The sequence below is a fragment of the Luteimicrobium sp. NPDC057192 genome (assembly GCF_042670205.1).
Lineage (GTDB): Bacteria > Actinomycetota > Actinomycetes > Actinomycetales > Cellulomonadaceae > Luteimicrobium.
On the sequence record NZ_JBHUWD010000012.1, the window covers coordinates 26,449 to 44,077 of the forward strand.

Annotated in this window: 15 protein-coding genes; 12 read left to right on the top strand and 3 right to left on the bottom strand. The window is 73.2% G+C overall.

Annotation, left to right across the window (positions count from 1 at the left end; translation table 11 throughout):
• Positions 1-38: 38 nt before the first annotated feature.
• Together ACFT5B_RS07865 and ACFT5B_RS07870 are read left to right on the top strand one after the other, a co-directional pair.
• A complete protein-coding gene (locus tag ACFT5B_RS07865; RefSeq protein ID WP_386797438.1) occupies positions 39-1,025 on the top strand; it encodes a sugar-binding transcriptional regulator in 987 nt (328 codons plus the stop codon).
• 70 nt (positions 1,026-1,095) lie between these two features.
• Positions 1,096-1,644: an amino-acid N-acetyltransferase gene (locus ACFT5B_RS07870; protein ID WP_386797439.1), complete on the top strand. Its 549-nt coding sequence runs from the start codon at positions 1,096-1,098 to the stop codon at positions 1,642-1,644.
• A gap of 42 nt (positions 1,645-1,686) precedes the next feature.
• On the opposite strand, the gene ACFT5B_RS07875 is transcribed toward ACFT5B_RS07870, so the two are convergent.
• Positions 1,687-2,586, bottom strand: a complete 900-nt coding sequence (locus ACFT5B_RS07875) for an A/G-specific adenine glycosylase (protein WP_386797440.1) — start codon at positions 2,584-2,586, stop codon at positions 1,687-1,689.
• Between the two features lie 263 nt (positions 2,587-2,849).
• Here ACFT5B_RS07875 and ACFT5B_RS07880 point away from each other — a divergent pair, with 263 nt between their 5' ends.
• The gene (locus tag ACFT5B_RS07880; RefSeq protein WP_386797441.1) at positions 2,850-3,764 is read left to right on the top strand and encodes a hypothetical protein; all 915 of its coding nucleotides are present in this window, start codon (positions 2,850-2,852) and stop codon (positions 3,762-3,764) included.
• Positions 3,765-3,810: 46 nt separating this feature from the next.
• Here ACFT5B_RS07880 and disA read toward each other — a convergent pair whose 3' ends face one another.
• Both disA and radA read right to left on the bottom strand, forming a co-directional pair.
• Positions 3,811-4,893 carry a DNA integrity scanning diadenylate cyclase DisA gene (disA, locus tag ACFT5B_RS07885; protein ID WP_386797442.1) on the bottom strand — a complete coding sequence of 361 codons (1,083 nt, stop codon included), beginning with the start codon at positions 4,891-4,893 and terminating at the stop codon, positions 3,811-3,813.
• A gap of 74 nt (positions 4,894-4,967) precedes the next feature.
• A complete protein-coding gene (gene radA, locus ACFT5B_RS07890; RefSeq protein ID WP_386797443.1) occupies positions 4,968-6,398 on the bottom strand; it encodes a DNA repair protein RadA in 1,431 nt (476 codons plus the stop codon).
• A gap of 116 nt (positions 6,399-6,514) precedes the next feature.
• Between radA and ACFT5B_RS07895 the strand changes: the two genes are divergently transcribed.
• The 9 genes from ACFT5B_RS07895 to mmsB all read left to right on the top strand — a co-directional run bounded on the left by ACFT5B_RS07895 (position 6,515) and on the right by mmsB (position 17,621).
• Complete coding sequence (locus ACFT5B_RS07895; protein WP_386797444.1) at positions 6,515-7,159, top strand: hypothetical protein; 645 nt, start codon at positions 6,515-6,517, stop codon at positions 7,157-7,159.
• Positions 7,160-7,206: 47 nt separating this feature from the next.
• Positions 7,207-8,058 carry a pyrroline-5-carboxylate reductase gene (gene proC / locus ACFT5B_RS07900; RefSeq protein WP_386797445.1) on the top strand — a complete coding sequence of 284 codons (852 nt, stop codon included), beginning with the start codon at positions 7,207-7,209 and terminating at the stop codon, positions 8,056-8,058.
• A 1-nt stretch (position 8,059) separates the two neighbouring features.
• Entirely contained in the window at positions 8,060-9,115 is a 1,056-nt protein-coding gene (locus tag ACFT5B_RS07905; protein ID WP_386797446.1) for a LacI family DNA-binding transcriptional regulator, read from the top strand.
• 143 nt (positions 9,116-9,258) lie between these two features.
• Positions 9,259-10,905 (top strand): xylulokinase, encoded by a 1,647-nt coding sequence (locus ACFT5B_RS07910; protein WP_386797447.1) that lies wholly within the window; start codon positions 9,259-9,261, stop codon positions 10,903-10,905.
• A gap of 60 nt (positions 10,906-10,965) precedes the next feature.
• Positions 10,966-11,745 (top strand): L-ribulose-5-phosphate 4-epimerase, encoded by a 780-nt coding sequence (locus ACFT5B_RS07915; protein ID WP_386797448.1) that lies wholly within the window; start codon positions 10,966-10,968, stop codon positions 11,743-11,745.
• On the top strand, positions 11,742-13,271 hold the full coding sequence (gene araA, locus ACFT5B_RS07920; RefSeq protein ID WP_386797449.1) for an L-arabinose isomerase: 1,530 nt from the start codon (positions 11,742-11,744) through the stop codon (positions 13,269-13,271). Before ACFT5B_RS07915 ends, araA begins: the two co-directional genes overlap by 4 nt.
• Positions 13,272-13,661: 390 nt before the next feature.
• On the top strand, positions 13,662-14,795 hold the full coding sequence (chvE, locus tag ACFT5B_RS07925) for a multiple monosaccharide ABC transporter substrate-binding protein (RefSeq protein ID WP_386797473.1): 1,134 nt from the start codon (positions 13,662-13,664) through the stop codon (positions 14,793-14,795).
• Between the two features lie 67 nt (positions 14,796-14,862).
• Entirely contained in the window at positions 14,863-16,407 is a 1,545-nt protein-coding gene (gene mmsA / locus ACFT5B_RS07930) for a multiple monosaccharide ABC transporter ATP-binding protein (protein ID WP_386797450.1), read from the top strand.
• Positions 16,404-17,621, top strand: coding sequence for a multiple monosaccharide ABC transporter permease (gene mmsB, locus ACFT5B_RS07935; RefSeq protein WP_386797451.1), 1,218 nt, complete (start codon positions 16,404-16,406; stop codon positions 17,619-17,621). The genes mmsA and mmsB overlap by 4 nt, the downstream gene beginning before the upstream one ends.
• The last annotated feature ends 8 nt before the right edge of the window (positions 17,622-17,629 follow it).

Here is a 17,629-nt window from a genome sequence, read left to right on the forward strand (position 1 = left end):
ACGCGCAACGCGGCTGCACGAACGTGCAGAATGGGGTCATGGATCCCTACGGGCGCGACGCCGACATCGTCCGGGCGGCGTCGATGTACTACCTCCAGGACATGAAGATGGAGGCGATCGCCAAGCACCTCGGCACGTCGCGCTCGACCGTGTCCCGCCTGGTCAAGCGGGCTCGCGACACCGGACTGGTCGAGATCACCCTGCGCAGCCCCGAGCACCGCGTGCCGGGGCTCGCGCAGCAGATCGCCCGCGCCTACGGCATCGAGGTGTACGTCGTGCCGGTCCCCGACACGTCGAGCGAGGTCGAGCGCCTCGACCAGGTCGCGCTCACGACGGCCCGCCTGCTCGGGTCGTGGTTCGACTCGGACATGGTCCTCGGTATCGCCTGGGGCACGACGCTCGCGGCCATCGCCCGGCAGCTCACCGCGAAGCCGACCCGGGGCAGCGTCGTCGTGCAGCTCAACGGCGCCGCGAACACCCGGACGTCCGGCATCGAGTACGCGGGCGAGCTCGTCCAGCACTTCGCCGCCGCGTTCGACGCGGCGTTCTACGACTTCCCGGTGCCCGCGTTCTTCGACTACGCGGAGACCAAGGACGCGATGTGGCGCGAGCGCTCGATCCGGCGCGTCCTCGAGACGCAGTTCCGGTGCGACATCGCGCTCTTCTCGGTCGGCGCCCTCTCCGGAGGGCTGCCCAGCCACGTCTACTCGGCGGGCTACCTCGACCCCGAGGACCTCGCGACGCTCGAGGCCGAGGACGTCGTCGGCGACGTGTGCACCGTGTTCCTGCGCGAGGACGGCACGTATTCCGACATCCCGCTGAACGACCGCGCGACGGGCCCGACGCCGGCCCAGCTGCAGCGCGTCCCGCGGCGCGTGTGCGCCGTCGCGGGGGACAACAAGGTGGCGCCGCTACGGGCGGCGCTGCACGCGGGCGTCGTCACGCACCTCGTGATCGACGAGCTCACGGCGCACTCGTTCGCGGACCGCGACGGGGCTGTCGCGGACGTCCGCCGGAGCCGGTGAGCCGCCTCGAAAGTATGCGATGGTACGCATGACTATGGCGAGGCGTCGCGGTTCGGCGTAGATTGGCGACGTGCCCGACGCCACCACCGACGCCCCGCCCACGCTCGCCGCGCCCCGCATCAGGCCGGCCCTGCCGTCGGACGTCCGCGCCGTCCGGGCGCTGGTCGAGCCCTACGCGGAAGCGAGGATCCTGCTCGCCAAGGAGCTCGTCGGCTACTTCGAGTCGGTCCAGGAGTTCCTCGTCGCCGACGTCGCGCCCGAGGGCGCGCCCGCGCACGTCGTCGGGTGCGGTGCCCTGCACGTCATGTGGGACGACCTCGCCGAGATCCGCACGCTGGCCGTCGGGCCGGAGCGGAAGGGGACCGGCGTCGGGCACGAGCTCGTCGTCGCGCTGCTCGAGCGCGCGCGCCTGCTCGGCCTGCGCCGCGTCTTCTGCCTGACCTTCGAGGTCGCGTTCTTCGAGCGGCACGGCTTCCGTGCGATCGAGGGGACCCCCGTGACCCCCGACGTGTACACCGAGCTCCTGCGCTCGCACGACGACGGCGTCGCCGAGTTCCTCGACCTCGCACGGGTCAAGCCCAACACCCTCGGCAACACGCGGATGCTCATCGAGCTCTGACCACGAGCTGCCCGCGCGGACGACGACGTCGGCGGGCGGGGGTCAGGCGGGGAGGGCGAACAGGTCCGGCTCGCCGGGCGGCGTCTCGGCGAGCCCGTCCTCGACCAGGCTCGCGAGGCACCGTCCCACCTGCGCGGTGTCGTCCGCGACGAGGAGGAGCCGCTCGCGCTCGACCGGGCCGGACGCATCGCGCAGGAGCGCCATGAGCCGCCCGCGGACCTGCCGGTCGGTCCCGTGCCAGGGCTGCGTGCGTCGTCTCGCGGCGTGCGCGTCCGGCGGGTGCCCGGCGGCGCGCCACGCGCACAGGTCCCGGACGGGGCACGCGGCGCACTCCGGCGCCCGTGCCGTGCACACGAGCGCGCCGAGCTCCATGGACGCGGCGGCCCAGCGCGCCGCGTCCTCGTCCGACGACGGCGCGAGGTCCGCGGCCAGAGCGCGCTCGGCGGCCGTCGGCGTGGGCCGCGGGAGAGCCTCGCCCGCCACCGCGCGGGCCAGGACCCGGCGCACGTTCGTGTCGACGACGACGGCGCGCCGCCCGAACGCGAACGCCCGCACCGCGGCCGCCGTGTACTCGCCGACACCGGGCAGGGCGCGCAGCGCGGCCTCGTCGTCGGGCACCTCGCCGCCGTGGTCCCGGACCAGCGCCCGTGCGCACTCCTGGAGCCGCAGCGCACGGCGCGGGTACCCGAGCCGGCCCCAGGCGCGCAGCACGTCGGCGGTCGGGGCCGCCGCCAGGTCGGCCGGCGTCGGCCAGCGCTCGAGCCACGTCCGCCACACCGGCTCGACCCGCACCACGGGCGTCTGCTGGAGCATCGTCTCGCTCACCAGCACGCCCCAGGGGGTGCGGTCGGCCGCGCGCCAGGGGAGGTCGCGTGCCGTGTCGTCGAACCAGGCGACCACCGCGTCACGCAGGGCGTCGGAGGTGTCGGTCGGGGTGGTCACCACCCCATTCTCCGTCGCGACGGGGCTCCCGCGGGCCGCGTCGTGAGGCAGCACCCGGCCCGCCGGGCGCGCCTGGTCGGGGAGGTCCGCCCGAGCGCATAGGTTGGGCCCGAGGACGAGGAGGACGCGCTGTGACCAAGCCCCCGGGGGACGACCGGGACCCGCGACGGGGATCGCCGTCAGGCGGTTCGCGCGCACCCGGGAGCGGGCGTCAGCCCTCGAGCACCGGGCGGCCCCGGCCCGCGCGGGACGCGCCGCGGCCCGTGACGTCCCGCACGTCGACCGCGACGCGCGCCGGTGGCGTGCGGCCCGCCGCGCCCGGGGGGTCAGGTCCGCGCCGCCCGCCGCACGCGGTCTTCTGGCTGCGCCGCGTCGTCGCGCTCGCGCTGGTCGGGCTCCTCGTCGTGGTCGGCGTGCTCGTGGTCAAGGCCGTCGTCCCCGCGGTCTCGAGCGCTCTCGGTGGGGGAGCCGACCCCGTCGTCACCGGCGCGAGCGACCCGACCCCCGCGACGGCGTCGACCACGACCGGTGGACCCGCCGCCGACTGCACGTCCGCCGAGGTCGCGACGAGCGTCGTGCCGACCACGCCCCTCTTCATGTGGGGCAAGGACGTGACCTTCACCGTCCAGGTGCGCAACGTCGGGAGCACGTCGTGCGTGGTCGACGGGTCCGACGCGGCCCGGGCCGTCGTCGTGTCGAAGGGCGGCGCGCGGGTGTGGTCGTCCGCGGACTGCGCGCCCGCGACCCAGCGGCTCCTGCTGCTCGGGCCCGGCGACGTCGACAGCCAGAAGGTCACGTGGCAGCGGACGCCCTCCGCGCCGCACTGCGCCACCTCGGCGGCGACCCGGCGCACGGTCGGGGCGGGCGACTACACGGTCTCGTCGACGCTGCTCGGCGTGACCAGCGCCCCGGCGCCCCTCACGCTCGCGCCGAAGCCCGACCCGGCCCCCACGACGACGCCCGGCAGCACCCCCACGACGCCGGCGGGCGCGACCCCGACGTCGGGCGCGACGCCGGGAGGCACGCCGACGCCGAGCGGGACGAAGACACCGAGCGGGACCGGGGCGACCGAAGGGAAGCGGTCCTCCGGCAAGGCGACGTCGGACGGCACGCCGACGTCACGGGCGACGACGAAGCCCACGGGACAGCCCACGAGCACGTCGGCCGTGCGGGACTGAACGGGCCGCGGACGACGGTGAGACGCCGCGGCGCGACGCCTCCCGCTCAGACGTAGCGCTCGAGGATGCTCGACTCGGCGAGGCGGGACAGCCCCTCGCGCACCGCACGGGCGCGCTGCTCGCCGACGCCGTCGACCTGCATGAGGTCGTCGACGCTCGCGGCGAGCAGCTTCTGCAGCCCGCCGAAGTGGGACACGAGCCTGTCGACGACGGTCTGGGGGAGCCGCGGCACCTTGGAGAGGAGCCGGAAGCCGTGGGGCGCGACCGCGGTGTCGAGCGCGTCGCCCGCGCCGGGGAGGTCGAGGACCTTGCCGATGCTCGACGGGTCGAGCAGCTCGTTCGAGCTCAGGGCGCCGAGCTCGCGCTGCACGTTCGCGAGGCTGCGTGCGCGCGACAGGTCGACGTAGTCGCGGATCACGGAGTCGCGGTCGGAGCCGATGCCGCTGACGAGCTCGTCGAGCTGGAGCGCGAGGAGCCGGCCGTCCGTGCCGAGCTCGATGACGTAGCCCGCGATCTCGTCGGCGATCCGGCTCACCATCTCGAGCCGCTGCACGACCGCGCACACGTCGCGGACCGTGACGAGGTCCTCGATCTCGAGCGCGGACAGCGTGCCGGAGACCTCGTCGAGACGCGAACGGTAGCGCTCGAGCGTCGCGAGGGCCTGGTTGGCGCGGGACAGGATCGTGTCGGAGTCCTCGAGCACGTGCCGGACGTTCCCGACGTACAGCGCGACGATCCGCATGGACTGCGACACCGAGATGACGGGGAAGCCCGTCTGCTTGGCGACGCGCTCGGCGGTGCGGTGGCGCGTGCCGGACTCGCTCGTCTCGATGCTCGAGTCGGGGAGCAGCTGGACCGCCGCCCGGAGGATGCGGCTCGCGTCCCGGTCGAGGACCACGGCGCCGTCCATCTTCGACAGCTCACGGAGGCGCGTCGCGGAGAACCCGACGTCGAGCACGAAGCCGCCCGAGCACATCGCCTCGACGGTCTTGTCGAGCCCGAGCACGATCAGGGCGCCCGTGCGCCCGCGCAGGATGCGCTCGAGACTGTCCCGCAGGTCCGTCCCGGGGGCGACGGCGGCGAGCGTCTCGCGCAGGACGAGATCGGTCGAGGGAGGGGTCGGCGCCACGGACGAATCCTACGCCGGGGCGCCCGGGGGGCGCCGGAGGAACGCCCGCGGGTCTGCGGCGGGTCTGCACGGCGTCATGAGGCGGTCGCGGCCGCGAGCGCTTCGCGCAGCGAGCCGACGCGCGCGACCTTCATGCCCGGGGGCAGCGCGCCGTCGCCCAGCGCGGCCGCGGCGGGCACGACGGCGCGCGTGTAGCCGAGCCGGGCTGCCTCCGCGAGGCGCCGCTCGAGACCGACGACGGGGCGCAGGTCTCCGGCCAGGCCGACCTCGCCGAACGCGACGGTCCCGGCGGGCAGCGGGGTGTCCTGCCGGGCCGACAGCACGGCGAGCGCGACCGCGAGGTCGGCCGACGGCTCGCCGGCCCGCGCGCCGCCGATGGTGGAGACGTAGACGTCCTGGTCCATGACGCGCAGGCCCACGTGCCGGTGGAGCACCGCGAGGTTCATGGCGAGGCGCGACGAGTCGATCCCGCTGACCGCCCGCCGGGGGTTGGCGAGCGCGCTCGGCGCCACGAGCGCCTGCACCTCGAGGACCATCGGACGGCGCCCCTCGAGCGTGACCGTGACGCACGAGCCCGCGACGCCCGCCCCGGCGCTCGACAGGAACAGGCCGCTCGGGTCGGGCAGCCCGACGATCCCGGTCTCCGACAGGTCGAAGCAGCCGACCTCGTCGGTCGGGCCGTACCGGTTCTTGACGGCGCGCACGAGGCGAAGACGCGAGTGACGGTCGCCCTCGAACTGGCACACGACGTCGACGAGGTGCTCGAGCGTCCGCGGGCCGGCGACCGAGCCGTCCTTGGTGACGTGGCCGACGAGCACGACGGGCAGGTCGCGCGACTTCGCGGCCGCGATGATCGCGCCCGCGACCTCGCGGACCTGGCTCGGACCGCCCGGCGAACCCTCGACCTCGGCGGAGGCCACGGTCTGCACGGAGTCGAGCACGAGCAGGTCGGGATCCTCGCGCTCGACGTGGCCCAGGACGGTCGCGAGGTCGGTCTCGGCGACGAGCAGCAGGCCCGGGGCCAGGGCTCCGATCCGCTCGGCCCGCAGCCGGACCTGGCCCGCCGACTCCTCGCCCGTGACGTAGAGGACGCGCGCCGGGCGCCCGGCGCCGTCGTCCCGGGACACCCCGCGGGCCACGTTCGACGCCACGGCGAGGAGCAGGGTCGACTTGCCCACCCCGGGTTCGCCCGCGAGCAGGACGACCGCACCGGGGACGAGACCACCCCCGAGCACGCGGTCGAGCTCGCCGACCCCCGTGGGGGCGTGCCGCGCGGCGTCGACCTCGATCTGCGCGATCTCGCGCGCCGTCGAGCGCGTCGGGGCCACCGCGACCGTCCGCGGACCGACGCCGGCCGCGCCCACCTCCGCGACCGTGCCCCACTCCTGGCACTCGCCGCAGCGCCCGACCCACTTGGCCGTCGTCCAGCCGCACTCGGTGCACGCGAACGCGGGGCGGGCTGCCTTCGCCTGGGAGCGCGCGGCGCGGGCGCTGGTGGTGGTCACGGCCGCCACGCTAGCGACCCCCTCCCACACCCGCGGCGTGCGGACACTACGCTGACGGCCAGGTCGCACACGGGGGTGCTGACCGAGCGACCGTCGGGACAACGGAAGGTGCCGGAGTGAACCACCCCAGCCAGAACGACGTCCGACCGAGATCGATCGACCGTCGGCACGGCCGGATCGACCGCCGGGTGTACGTGCGGCGGAGGATCGCCGTGGGGGTCGCGGCGGGGCTGCTGGCGATCCTGGTCGTGCTCTTCCTGGCCTTCGCGTGGCCCGGCCTCGCCCGGTCCGACGCGAGCCCCGCCCCCACCGTCACGGTGACGCAGCCCGGCCCGAGCCCGACGGCGCAGCCGGCGGCGCTGCCGGCCGGCGCGACGGCGTTCGTCCAGGCCACGCCGGGGCTCGTCGGACCCTGGGCGCGCACGGCCACCCGGCCCGCGGGCGCCGGCTCCGCGATCGAGGCCTGGGTCGTCACCTACGCCGGGCCCTACGACGGCGCCGACACGAAGATCACGGTCGGTGCGTGGCAGTACGAGACCGCCGCGGAGGCCGCCGGTGCCGCGGCCGCCCGTACGGGGAAGGGCGCCGAGCCGAGCGCGTCGGGCGACGTCGTCGTGCGCGGCAAGAAGGCAGGGACGTACGCCGTCGTGCCAGGATCGGACGGGAACGCCCAGGTCGTGTGGAGCAACGGGACCGCGGTCTTCGACGCCTCCGGGCCCGCGGACGCCGTCCGCTCCTTCTACTTCGCGTTCCCCCTGTGACCAGTCCCGCCCCGCACGTCCCGCGCAGCACCTCCGGAGGAACGACCGTGACCGACTCCCTCGCACCCGGCAGCACGCCCCGCCTCGCCGTCCTCGGCACGGGCGTCATGGGAGAGGCCGTGCTCGCCGGGGCGCTCGCGGGCGGGTGGTCCGCGGACGACGTCGTCGCGACCGTGCGGCGGGCGGAGCGCGCCGCACAGCTCGAGCAGGCGCACGGCGTCTCGACCACGACGGACAACGTCGAGGCGGTCCGCGGCGCGGGTGTCGTGCTCGTGGCGGTCAAGCCCAAGGACGTGGTGACACTCCTGGCGGAGGTCGGTGGCGCGCTCGAGCCGGGCGTCGTCGTCGTGAGCCTCGTGGCCGGGCTGCCGACGGCCGCGTTCGAGGCCGCGCTCCCCACGGGCACCGCCGTCGTCCGGACGATGCCGAACACGCCCGCGCAGATCGGCGCGGGCGTGACCGCGATCAGCCCCGGCGCCCACGCGGCGGACGAGCACCTCGCGCTCGTGGAGCGGCTGCTCGCGGGGACCGGGCTCGTCGTGCGCGTCGCGGAGAAGGACCAGGACGCGGTCTCGGCGGTCTCGGGCTCCGGTCCGGCGTACGTGTTCTACCTGGTCGACGCGCTGGCCGAGGCGGGGGTGCTGCTCGGGCTCACGCGCCAGGTCGCCCTGCAGATCGCGACGCAGACCGTGCTGGGCGCGGGCCGCCTGCTCGACGAGACGGGCGAGCACCCGGCGATCCTGCGGGAGAAGGTGTCCTCGCCGGGCGGGACCACCGTCCGGGCGCTGCGACGGCTCGACGCCGGCGGCGTACGGGCGGCGTTCCTCGACGCGCTCGAGGCCGCGCACGCCCGCTCGGCCGAGATCGCCGCCGCGTACGCGCCGCGCGCGGAGGGCTGACATGGCCGAGACGGCGGGGAAGTCGCGGGCGGGCGGCCGCCTGCCTTCGATGGCGGACGTCGCGCAGGTCGCGGGCGTCTCGCACCAGACCGTGTCACGGGTCCTCAACGACCACCCGAGCGTGCGCGAGGAGACCCGCGCGCGCGTCCTCGACGCGATCGCCCAGCTCGGGTACCGCCGCAACAGCGCCGCGCGGGCCCTCGTGACCCGCCGCACCCGGACCATCGGGATCCTCACGACCGGCTCGGCGCTCTACGGGCCGACGAGCACCGCGGTCGCGATCGAGGAGGCGGCGCGCGAGCGCGGGTACTTCGTCTCGCTCGCGTCGGTCCGCAGCTTCGAGCACGAGCGCTTGCGCGACGCGCTCGACCACTTCATGAGCCAGGCGGTCGAGGGGATCGTGGTGATCGCGCCGCAGGAGGACGTCGCCGCCGCGGTCGAGTCGATCGAGACCGGGCTGCCCGTGGTCATGATCGCCGCGCTCGACACCGAGCCGGTGCGCTCCGGGACCATCACGGTCGCCGTCGACCACCACCTCGGCGCGTACCGCGCGACGCAGCACCTGCTCGACCTCGGGCACGAGACGGTCGTCCATCTCGCGGGCCCGGTCGACTGGTTCGACGCCCGTCAGCGCGAGCGCGGCTGGCGAGACGCCCTGGAGGAGCGGGGCCGGGAGGTGCCGGAGGTCGTCCGGTGCGACTGGTCGGCCCGCTCGGGCTACGAGGCCGCGCGGCGGCTGGGGCGCCGCGTGCGTGCGGGCGAGGGCCCGACGGCGGTCTTCGCCGCCAACGACCAGCTCGCGCTGGGCGTCCTGCGCGCCCTGTGGGAGCAGGGCGTCGACGTGCCCGGCGACGTGTCGGTGGTCGGCTTCGACGACATCGACGGCGCGGCGTACTTCGTGCCGTCGCTGACGACCGTGAGCCAGCCGTTCGTGTCGCTCGGGCGGCGCTGCCTGCAGGCGCTGACCGAGGCGATCGAGGGCGCGCAGGTCGGGCGCCTGCTGATCGAGCCGATGCTCGTCCTGCGTGCCAGCAGCGGGCCGCCGCGCGCGTCCTGACCGTGGGTCGGGCGCGCTGTTGACAGGGCGCCCGGTGTGAGCGCTAACATCTCCCTACCGCTGGAATGTGAGCGCTAACAGGTGCTTCTGGGCGGTCAGCGCCGCGGCACGGTCGCCGCGGCGGTACGCGAGAGGACGCTCGGATGGCACAGACGCCCGACCCGTCGGCGCAGGCGACGGCCGGCACCGCCCCGGAGGCGCGCGAGGCCCTGGTCGCAGGCCGCACCACGCTCGGCATCGAGCTCGGCTCGACCCGGATCAAGGCGTGCCTCGTCGGGCCCGACGGTACGCCGCTCGCGAGCGGCGACCATGCGTGGGAGAACCGGCTCGAGGACGGGTACTGGACCTACTCGCTCGACGACGTGTGGTCGGGCCTGCAGGCCTGCTACGCCTCGCTCGTCGACGACGCGGAGCGCCGTTTCGGCGTCCGGCCCACCACCTACCGGGCGCTCGGCGTGTCCGCCATGATGCACGGCTACCTCGCTTTCGACGCCCAGGGCGAGCTGCTGGTCCCCTTCCGGACCTGGCGCAACACCACGACCGAGCGCGCTGCGGGCGAGCTCACCGAGCTGCTCGGGTACAACGTGCCGTTGCGGTGGTCCGTCGCGCACTTCTACCAGGCCGTGCTCGACGACGAGCCCCACGTCGCGCAGGTCCGCTCGCTCACCACGCTCGCCGGCTACGTCCACCGCCGGCTCACCGGGCGCAATGTGCTCGGGATCGGCGACGCGTCGGGCATGTTCCCCGTCGATCCGGCCGTCAAGACCTACGACCGTCGCATGCTCGACCAGTTCGACCGGCTCGTCGCCGAGCGCCGCCCGGAGCTCCAGGCGCGCGCCCTCGAGGAGCTGCTGCCCGAGGTGCTCCTCGCCGGGCACGAGGCCGGCACGCTCACCGCCGACGGCGCGGCCCTGCTCGACCCGTCCGGTGCGCTGCAGCCGGGAGTCCCGCTCTGCCCGCCCGAGGGCGACGCCGGCACGGGCATGGTCGCGACGCACGCCGTCGCCCCTCGGACCGGCAACGTCAGCGTCGGTACGAGCATCTTCGCGATGGTCGTGCTCGAGAAGCCGCTCGAGCACGTGCACCCGGAGCTCGACCTCGTCACCACGCCCGCGGGCGACCTCGTCGCGATGGTGCACTGCAACAACGGCGCGAGCGAGCTCGGTGCGTGGGCGGGCCTGTTCGGCCGGTTCGCCGAGCTCAGCGCGCCCGGCGAGGCGCCCGACGCCGACGCCGTGTTCGCGCTCCTGCTCCGCGAGGCGCTCGAGGGCGACGCCGACGCCGGTGGGCTCACGGCCTACAACTACCTGTCGGGCGAGCCCGTGACGGGCCTCACCGAGGGGCGCCCGCTCCTCGTTCGCGGCCCCGACAGCGCCTTCACGCTCGCCAACCTCGTGCGCGCCCAGGTCTATGCCGCCTTCGGCGCGCTCAGCCTCGGCATGCGCGTGCTCGACGCCGAGGGCGTCCGACTCGACACGATGGTCGCCCACGGCGGGCTGTTCCGGACCCAGGGCGTGGCCCAGCGGCTGCTCGCCGCCGCGCTCGGCGCGCCGGTCGCCGTCGGGAGCTCGGCCGGGGAGGGCGGCGCCTGGGGCATCGCGGTGCTGGCGTCGTACCTCGGTGACGAGTCGGGCCTCGACCTGGCCGGCTACCTCGACGAGCACGTGTTCGCGGAGGCCGCGGTCCACGTCGTCGAGCCGGACCCCGCCGACCTCGCCGGGTACGCGACCTTCCTCGACCGCTACGCGGCGGGCCTCGTCGTCGAGAGGGCGGCCACCGATGCGCTCTGAACCTGCGCCCGGCGTCGCCGGGCCCGCGACAGCCCCGATCCTGACGCTGGAGGACCCCCGATGACTGCCGAGCCCACGCGGCCCCCCTTCTCCGTGGCCGTCCGTGCCGCGGTCGACGCGGCACGCGTGCAGGTCGCCGCGCTGCACGCCGAGCTCCCGCGCTGGGACCTCGTGGTGTGGACCGCCGGCAACGTCTCGCAGCGCGTCGTCGTCGACCCCGCCGCCGGACCCGGGCCGGACGACCTCCTCGTCATCAAGCCGTCGGGCGTCACCTACGACGAGCTCACCCCCGACGCCATGGTCGTGTGCGACCTCGACGGGAACCTCCTCGAGGGGGAGCGGAGCCCGTCGTCGGACACCGCGGCGCACGCGTACGTGTACCGGAGCCGGCCCGACCTGGGCGGCGTCGTGCACACGCACTCGACCTACGCGACGGCCTGGGCCGCGCGGGCCGAGGAGATCCCGTGCGTGCTCACGATGATGGCCGACGAGTTCGGCGGCCCCGTCCCCGTGGGGCCGTTCGCGATCATCGGCGACGACTCGATCGGGCGCGGGATCGTCGAGACGCTCGAGGGCTCCCGGTCGCCCGCGGTGCTCATGCGCAACCACGGGCCATTCACCGTCGGGCGTGACGCCAAGGCAGCCGTCAAGGCGGCCGTCATGCTGGAAGAGGTGGCGCGGACGATCCACATCTCGCGGCAGCTCGGCGAGCCGCTCCCCATCGACCCGGTCGACGTCGACCGGCTCTACGACCGGTACCAGAACGTCTACGGACAGGGTCCCGCGAGCGGCGCAGACGCCGCCGGGCCCGCCACGAACGCCGAGGAGGCACGAGCATGACCAGCGGCAGCAGCGATCCCCGAAGCCCGTTCGAGGGCAAGGAGATCTGGTTCCTCACCGGGTCGCAGGACCTCTACGGCGACGACGTCCTCGCCCAGGTCGCCGCGCAGTCCCAGCAGGTCGCGGCCGCGCTCGACGGCGCCTCCGCGGTTCCGGTGCGCGTGGTCTGGAAGCCCGTGCTCAAGGACAGCGAGTCCATCCGGCGCGCGATCCTCGACGCCAACGCCGACGACGCGTGCCTCGGCCTCGTGGCGTGGATGCACACGTTCAGCCCCGCCAAGATGTGGATCCGCGGCCTCGACGCCCTCGCGACGCCGCTCCTGCAGCTCCACACGCAGGCGAACGTCGAGCTGCCGTACGACAGCATCGACATGGACTTCATGAACCTCAACCAGGCCGCCCACGGCGACCGCGAGTTCGGGTACGTCCTCAGCCGGATGAACGTGCCGCGCAAGGTCGTCGTCGGGCACACCACCGACCCGCGCGTCCAGGCCCAGGTCGGCACGTGGGCGCGTGCCGCCGCCGGGTACGGGGAGCTGCGCGGCATGCGGCTCGCGCGCTTCGGCGACAACATGCGCAACGTCGCCGTCACCGAGGGCGACAAGACCGAGGCCGAGGTGCACTTCGGGGTCTCGGTCAACACCTGGGGCGTGAACGACCTCGTCGCGCGCGTGGACGCCGTGTCGGAGGCCGACGTCGACCTGCTCGTCAAGGAGTACGAGGAGCTGTACGACGTCGTGCCCGAGCTGCGGGCCGGCGGCGAGCGGCACGAGTCGCTGCGCTACGGCGCCCGCATCGAGGTGGGGCTGCGGTCGTTCCTCGAGGAAGGCGGGTTCTCCGCGTTCACGACGAGCTTCGAGGACCTCGGCGGCCTCCGTCAGCTCCCCGGCCTCGCCGTCCAGCGCCTCATGGCCGACGGCTACGGGTTCGGCGCCGAGGGCGACTGGAAGACCGCGGTGCTCGTCCGGGTCGCGAAGGTCATGGGCTACGGCCTCCCCGGCGGCTCGTCGCTCATGGAGGACTACACCTACGACCTCGTGCCGGGGTCCGAGCTCATCCTCGGCGCGCACATGCTCGAGGTCTGCCCGACGCTCACCACGAAGCGTCCCCGCCTCGAGATCCACCCGCTCGGCATCGGCGACCGCGAGGACCCCGTGCGCCTCGTGTTCGAGGCCGACGCCGGCCCGGGGCTCGTCGTCGCCATGAGCGACATGCGCGACCGGTTCCGTCTCGTCGCCAACGTGGTCGACGTCGTCGAGGCCCCGCACGACCTGCCGCGCCTGCCCGTCGGGCACGCGCTGTGGGCGCCGCAGCCCGACCTCGCCACGTCGGCGGGGGCCTGGCTGCTCGCGGGCGCCGCGCACCACACCGTGATGACGACGGCGTTGGACGTCGAGGTCTTCGAGGACCTCGCCCGGATGTCGCAGACCGAGCTCCTCACCATCGACGCCACCACGACGCAGCGCGGGTTCGAGCGCGAGCTGCGCTGGAACGCCGTCTACCACCGGGTCGCCGACGGCATCTGACCCCTCGATCCACCGGGTCGCCGACGGGGTCTGAGACCGTCGGCGGCCCGGTCACCACCGTCCGCCGGGCGCCCTCGCGGCCCCGGCGGTTCGGCGTGCCCGCCGGCGACGCGGCGTCCGAGCCCGGACCGGGTGCGCGGCCGCCCACGGCTCCAGACGCGACGACGTCGTCGCCGTGGACCGCAGCGCGCGAGCGCCACGGTTCTGATGCCTCCGACAACCTCCAACAAGGTTGCCTGATAGCCATTTGACACGTCCTTCCTTGTGAGCGTTAACATCGCCGGACGCCTCACCCGCGACCGCTCGCGGTGGCCCGCCCGACAGGGCGAGGGCCGCCGCAGCGAGCGGCTCGGGTGCCGCACCACCCAAGGAGGAACAGTGAAGTTCTCGATGCGCAAGACGGCGGTCACCCTCGTGGCCGCCGGCCTGCTGGTCACGACGGCGGCCTGCTCCGGCAGCGGCCGTGGAGGCTCGGGTGGTGGTGACGCCAGCTCGAGCGCCGACACGAAGGGCTCGCTCGTCGGCATCGCGATGCCGACCAAGGTCGACCAGCGCTGGATCCAGGACGGTGACAACGTCGTCAAGTACCTCAAGGACGCCGGCTACAAGACCGACCTCGAGTACGCGGACAACGACATCCCGACCCAGGGTCAGCAGATCGAGACCATGATCACCAAGGGCGCGAAGGTGATCATCATCGCGTCGATCGACGGCGGCGCCCTCGGCCAGCAGCTCGACGACGCGAAGGCGGCGGGCGTGAAGGTGATCGCGTACGACCGCCTGCTCACGGGCAACGAGAACGTCGACTACTACGCCACCTTCGACAACTTCAAGGTCGGGGTGCAGCAGGCGAACTCGCTCCTGACCGGCCTCGGCTACCTCGACGCGAACGGCAGCAAGACCGGGAAGAAGGGCCCCTGGCACGTCGAGCTGTTCGCGGGCAGCCCGGACGACAACAACGCGACGTTCTTCTACAACGGCGCCATGAGCGTCCTCAAGCCGCTCATCGCCGACGGCACGATCGTCGTCACGAGCGGGCAGACCGGGTTCAGCCAGATCGCCATCCAGGGCTGGGACCCGGCCACGGCGAAGCACCGCATGGACGACCTGCTGGCCAAGAGCTACTCGAGCGGCAAGGTCAAGCTCGACGGCGTCCTGTCGCCCTACGACGGCCTGTCGAACGGCATCCTGTCCGCGCTGACCGCGGGCGGCTACAAGCCGAACAGTGCCGACTGGCCGGTCATCACGGGGCAGGACGCCGAGGTGACGAGCGTCAAGAACATCGTCAAGGGCGAGCAGTACTCGACGATCTTCAAGGACACCCGGAAGCTGGCGACCCAGGCCGTCGACATGACCGAGGCGCTGCTCCAGGGCAAGACGCCCGAGATCAACGACACGAAGAGCTACGACAACGGCAAGAAGGTCGTGCCGACGTACCTCCTCCAGCCCGTCGTCGTCACGAAGGCGAACTACCAGAAGGAGCTCGTCGACAGCGGCTACTACACCGCGGACGACCTCAAGTAGCCCGACGCAGGTCCGGCAGGGGGCGGGCGCCCGCGCGGCGCCCGTCCCCCCGCGGTCAGGAGGAGACATGGCCGAGGACACCATCCTCGAGATGCGGTCCATCACCAAGGAGTTCCCGGGCGTCAAGGCGCTCGACGACGTCACCCTGAAGGTCCGGCGCGGCGAGGTCCATGCGATCTGCGGCGAGAACGGCGCGGGCAAGTCCACGCTCATGAACGTGCTGTCGGGCGTGTACCCGCACGGGACGTACGACGGCGAGATCGTCTACGACGGCCAGGAGTGCCGGTTCGGCTCGACGCACGACTCGGAGCGTGCCGGCATCGTGATCATCCACCAGGAGCTGGCGCTCAGCCCGTACCTGACGATGGCCGAGAACGTCTTCATCGGGAACGAGCGGTCACGGCGCGGCTGGATCAGCTGGAACCGCACGGAACGAGACGCGAAGCAGTACCTCGAGAGGGTGGGGCTGCACGACAACCCGAGCACTCGTGTCCTCGACCTGGGGGTCGGCAAGCAGCAGCTCGTCGAGATCGCGAAGGCGCTCGCGAAGGACGTCGAGCTGCTGATCCTCGACGAGCCGACGGCCGCGCTCAACGACGACGACTCGGGCCACCTGCTCGACCTCATCCTCGAGCTCAAGGCCGAGGGCGTCACGTCCATCCTGATCTCGCACAAGCTGAACGAGATCAAGAAGGTCGCCGACTCGGTCACGATCATCCGCGACGGCCGGACCATCGAGACCCTCGACGCGTCGTCGGCGGAGGTCACCGAGGACCGGATCATCCGCGGGATGGTCGGCCGGGACATGACCCACCGGTTCCCGGACCGGGAGCCGCACATCGGTGCCGAGCTGTTCCGGATCGAGGACTGGACCGTCCACCACCCGTCGGACCGGGAGCGCGTCGTCGTCGACCACGCGAACCTCCGGGTGCACGCGGGGGAGATCGTCGGGATCGCGGGACTCATGGGCGCCGGCCGCACGGAGCTCGCGATGAGCGTGTTCGGGCAGAGCTGGGGCGTCGGCATCTCCGGACGCGCGTACAAGCGCGGGGAGCAGGTCGACCTGAGGTCCGTGCACGCCGCCGTCGAGCAGGGCATCGCCTACGCCACCGAGGACCGCAAGCAGTACGGCCTCAACCTCATCGACGACATCGCCCGCAACATCTCGGCCGCCGGGCTGCGCAAGCTCGCCCACGCCGGGTGGGTGGACCCCAACGCCGAGCACGTCGTCGCCGAGCGCTACCGCCGGGACATGAACATCAAGGCGCCGTCGGTCAACGCGATCGTCGGGAAGCTCTCCGGCGGCAACCAGCAGAAGGTCGTCCTGTCGAAGTGGATGTACACCGACCCGGACGTGCTGTTCCTCGACGAGCCGACGCGCGGCATCGACGTCGGCGCCAAGTACGAGATCTACACGATCATCCACCAGCTCGCCGCAGCGGGTAAGGGGATCGTCATGATCTCGTCCGAGCTGCCGGAGCTCCTGGGCATGTGCGACCGCATCTACACGATCTCCGAGGGGGTCGTCACCGCCGACGTCCCGCGGGCCGAGGCCACGCCGGAACGTCTCATGCAGTACATGACCGCAGTCAAGGAAGAGGACCACGAATGAGCGCCGAGACGAAGGTCCCGACGACCGAGAACGCCTGGCGGACCGGGATGTCGTACCTGGCGGGCCAGCTCCGGCAGGTGGGGCTCTTCATCGCCCTGATCGTCATCGTCCTGGTCTTCCAGGGCCTCACGGGAGGCGTGACGCTCAGCTCGCGCAACGTCTCCAACCTGGTCGTCCAGAACAGCTACATCCTCATCCTCGCGATCGGCATGGTGATGGTCATCATCGCCGGCCACATCGACCTGTCCGTCGGGTCGGTGGTCGCGGTGATCGGGGCCCTCGCGGGGGTCCTCAACAGCAAGCACGGCGTGCCCTGGTGGGCGACCATCCTGCTGTGCCTCGTCGCCGGTGCGGTCATCGGCGCCTGGCAGGGGTACTGGATCGCGTACTTCAAGATCCCGGCGTTCATCGTGACGCTCGCCGGGATGCTGCTGTTCCGTGGCCTCGCCCAGATCCTGCTCCACAACACGCAGATCTCGCCGTTCGACGACGCCTTCCGCAAGATCGGCTCGGGCTTCCTTCCCGACCTCGGGCACGGCACGTCGTACTTCGAGCCGCTGACGATGGTCCTGGCGGTGGTGGCTGTCGTCGCCCTGGTGCTCCAGGCGGTCCGGACCCGACGCAGCCGCGCCGTCAACGGGCTGTCGCTCGAGCCGCTGCCGTGGTTCGTCCTCAAGAACGCGTTCATGGCCGTCCTGATCCTCGGCATCGCGTGGCTGCTCGCGACCTACCGGGGGACGCCCATCGTCCTCGTCATCCTCGGGGTCCTCGTCGTCGGCTACTCCGCCGTGATGGCGAGCTCGGTGTTCGGGCGGCAGGTCTACGCGATCGGCGGCAACCTGCGCGCCGCCGAGCTGAGCGGCGTCAACACGCGCCGCGTCACCTTCCTGCTGTTCGTCAACATCGGCGTCCTCGCGGCGCTCGCGGGCCTCGTCTTCACGGCCCAGCTCAACCTCGCCGGGCCCAGCGCGGGCGACGGGTTCGAGCTCGACGCGATCGCCGCGGTCTTCATCGGCGGGGCTGCCGTGACCGGTGGGGTCGGGACCATCGGCGGCGCGATCGTCGGCGGTCTCATCATCGGGATCCTCAACAACGGCATGACCATCCTCGGCCTCGGGACCGAGTGGCAGCAGTTCATCAAGGGCCTCGTGCTGCTCGCCGCGGTCGCGTTCGACGTCGCCTCGAAGCGGCGGGCGGGTCGCGCGCTCTCCTGAGCGGGCTG

Coding starts and splice junctions, on each gene's coding strand:
- ACFT5B_RS07910 (WP_386797447.1), top strand. CDS start 9,259: ATGGCACAGACGCCCGACCCGTCGGCGCAGGCGACGGCCGGCACCGCC.
- araA (WP_386797449.1), top strand. CDS start 11,742: ATGACCAGCGGCAGCAGCGATCCCCGAAGCCCGTTCGAGGGCAAGGAG.
- mmsA (WP_386797450.1), top strand. CDS start 14,863: ATGGCCGAGGACACCATCCTCGAGATGCGGTCCATCACCAAGGAGTTC.
- chvE (WP_386797473.1), top strand. CDS start 13,662: ATGCGCAAGACGGCGGTCACCCTCGTGGCCGCCGGCCTGCTGGTCACG.
- ACFT5B_RS07865 (WP_386797438.1), top strand. CDS start 39: ATGGATCCCTACGGGCGCGACGCCGACATCGTCCGGGCGGCGTCGATG.
- mmsB (WP_386797451.1), top strand. CDS start 16,404: ATGAGCGCCGAGACGAAGGTCCCGACGACCGAGAACGCCTGGCGGACC.
- ACFT5B_RS07905 (WP_386797446.1), top strand. CDS start 8,060: ATGGCCGAGACGGCGGGGAAGTCGCGGGCGGGCGGCCGCCTGCCTTCG.
- ACFT5B_RS07915 (WP_386797448.1), top strand. CDS start 10,966: ATGACTGCCGAGCCCACGCGGCCCCCCTTCTCCGTGGCCGTCCGTGCC.